This is a genomic window from Patescibacteria group bacterium (assembly GCA_041675205.1).
Classification (GTDB): Bacteria; Patescibacteriota; Patescibacteriia; order GWA2-46-9; family GWA2-46-9; genus JBAYUF01.
This window is the reverse complement of record JBAYUF010000031.1, coordinates 1-2,799: the sequence shown is the minus strand read 5'-3', so window position 1 is coordinate 2,799 and position 2,799 is coordinate 1. Positions and strand designations below refer to the sequence as shown.

Below are 2,799 nucleotides of genomic sequence, written 5' to 3'. Positions count from 1 at the left end.
GCTTGACCAACGGCTTGACCAACGGCTTGACCAACGGCTTGACCAACGGCTTGACCAACGGCTTGACCAAATGTCTTATTGAGAATCTTCGTGACTCTAACTCCACCGTCACCTTTTAACTTTTCATCCTGTATTCTTTTACTGGTTCGTAGATATTTAAGATTGTCTTCATTACGGTGGAATACATACGCTTCTGGAGTCAAACCAAATTCACGAGCTTCTTCGAGTTCTTTAACGTTTAACGTCGAAGCTTGATTTGCAATTTCAGCTGCGTTTAATGCGGCAATTTCGTCGTTTCGCTGTTGATAATAATTTGTAATCTTCGCAACCGCTCGCGGTAAGCGAAGTTTGACGTTGCCGTTGACGTTGCCGTTGACGTTGTCGTTGACGCCGACGCCGACACCGACACCGGCGTTGCTGGACGTTTTTGCTTTTCTCCAACGCAAGTTGGCTTTCCTCATATCGTTCCAAGACAACGGATTGGTTGGATTTTCTGGACAAACATCACGCATTTGGGCAACGGCTGTTATAAATGTGATTAATTGACAAAACAACTCACCATCTACAGGCAAAGCTGAAGTAGATTCTCGTGGATTGTTTTCTAACCAGCGTAATGCACTAACCACGTCGTTGAATAAATCTGTCGGTATCATTTCATCACTTATCGCTTTTAATAACTTCGGCAGATTCATTGACATCTGGTGAGATCTCCCTGAATTATCTTTCAACCGGATAAATGTTCTTGGTGGTTCTTGCAAGAGTTGTAAATGCGGCGGTATAGTCCACGAACCGTAACTTTGACCCTTAAACCATGTTGAAGACAAATGTTCACGAATCAAGTCAACAATATTCTCCGTATAACCCCCTATAATAGACAAACGAATTAAATCAAAGGGTATAAAACCGTCGCAACGCGACGACGCTTCGACGCTTTGCCGTGTTACTTCTGGTACAGACGAATACCACGGCATAACGGTGGGGGAGATTATTGACGCGAACGGACGGTCGATTAATACAAACGACACGATTTGACCAAACGACTCCATCGCGATTGGTACAATTGCAGTAGATAACATATCCTTCCCTAGTCCGTCCACCACGACTTGTTCAAATGCTACAAGTGTGCGTAATTGTGACGATACTGTCAACGAGGCTAAGGAAATTCGGGAGGATGTTCTGATTTTCGACATTTTAATCCTTTTGTGTAAAACCGTGTAGGTAAAACCGTACCGTACAAGTGTCGAATTAAAACGCTACGGCGGCGGTTGCGGCGGTTGTATAGGGTTGTCAGGACAGGGGTCGTGATCGGGGTAATGGTCGGGGTAGGGGTCGTGATCGAGGTCGGGGTCAAAAGGGAGTTGTCAGGAAAGGATTGTCATATATATATATATATGATATAATTATATATTATATTACTACTATGAGACTGCCTATACTAGCCCTTAACGGCCCCTATCGCCACTTTAACCTAACATCTGTACGGAACGCTTGTACGGGATATTATTTATAACATTGTTGACGGCTTAGTTGTGATGATGTTGTTGTATCGTGTTGTATTGTGTCGTGTTGTATCGTCGTATCGTCGTCGCCAACGACGATGGTATTGTAACCCTACGCTGACACGCCGATTTTCGGCGTCTCAACCACGGTTTAACACGCAAACAAAACTGCCGTGTAAACAACACGACAGCTCTGTTTGCGTTACAACGTCGGCGTCGCTAGTCAAACCGACTCAAGCCATGTGTGCAGGTCCTGCCCGTCTTCGGCGTCTTCCAGGAACCTAGCAAACAGCTCAATAGTCTTCACCCCTTGCTCTTTTGCTTTAGTCATAATCTGGAACATCGTGTTCTCATCGAGTTGACAGAACCTGCTTTCAACGGATTCCGGCTTTAGCCGAAACCGCTTCGCGTCGTAGGTACGGGCTACTAAATCGACGCCGTAGTTCAGGCAAAATATGACACCTTTTCCGTCATACTTTGATCTTAACAAGGCGTCGAATTTCACCAATTGGTAAAATTCGACCTCTTCATCCAAATCCAAGCCTTCACCGAAATGTTTCGTTGGTGAAGGTGCAACACCTTTTGCTGCTAGTACCGGGTACTCGATCGGGTAAACCCATTTCCCGTTCTCTATCAAGGTAGCCGGTTTTACACCGGCTATTCCGACCTTAAGCCGGCGATCCGTCTTTTTCGTTGTCAGCTCTAACATGTGTGCTCTCCAAAAGTGTACCCCCTACCTCACAGAACTTGGCGACCGAACGTTCGGTCGCTCGCAATCGTAGTCATGTTCTTTCTATAGCATCCTTTCGTTTGTACGCCCTCATCATACCTCGCATCGTCCCAATTGCAAGTCTTTTTTCGGATTTTTTTGAAGATTTTTTTAGCCTTGGTTTTTCAGGCGATTTTGCATCTTCAGCCCGTCCACGTTCGTACTGGTTCGACCAATAGACAATCATTCGCATTCATAGTCCTTTAACCACAATTGCAGTTGTTACCATGATCGTATTCACTTGACTCTGATCATAGTCCTTTAACCACAATTGCAGTCATTCAACCACAATTGCAGTTGTTACCACGATCATAGTCATTCAACCACGATCGTAGTCACTTAACCACAATTGCAGTTGTTACCATGATCGTATTCACTTGACTTTGCTCACAGTCATTCAACCATGATCGTAGTCATTCAACCGTATCTGTAGATGTTACCATAATCATGGTCAAAGGACCACAAGTGAAGTCAAAGGACTATATATGAGGGTGTGTACCTCCCCCAGGGGGGGTAAGGTTAATAAGAAGT

Annotated in this window: 2 protein-coding genes; both read right to left on the bottom strand. The window is 44.8% G+C overall.

Translation table 11 applies throughout. From position 1 onward, the window contains the following. Positions 1-1,076, bottom strand: a 1,076-nt coding sequence (locus WC052_06105; GenBank protein ID MFA7287209.1) for a hypothetical protein, incomplete at its 3' end; no start/stop codon positions are given. Between the two features lie 646 nt (positions 1,077-1,722). Further along, a complete protein-coding gene (locus WC052_06100) occupies positions 1,723-2,208 on the bottom strand; it encodes a hypothetical protein (GenBank protein MFA7287208.1) in 486 nt (161 codons plus the stop codon). Positions 2,209-2,799 lie beyond the last annotated feature (591 nt).

Excerpts from the sequence above, each read along its gene's own strand:
- WC052_06100 (MFA7287208.1), bottom strand. The coding sequence starts at position 2,208 with ATGTTAGAGCTGACAACGAAAAAGACGGATCGCCGGCTTAAGGTCGGA.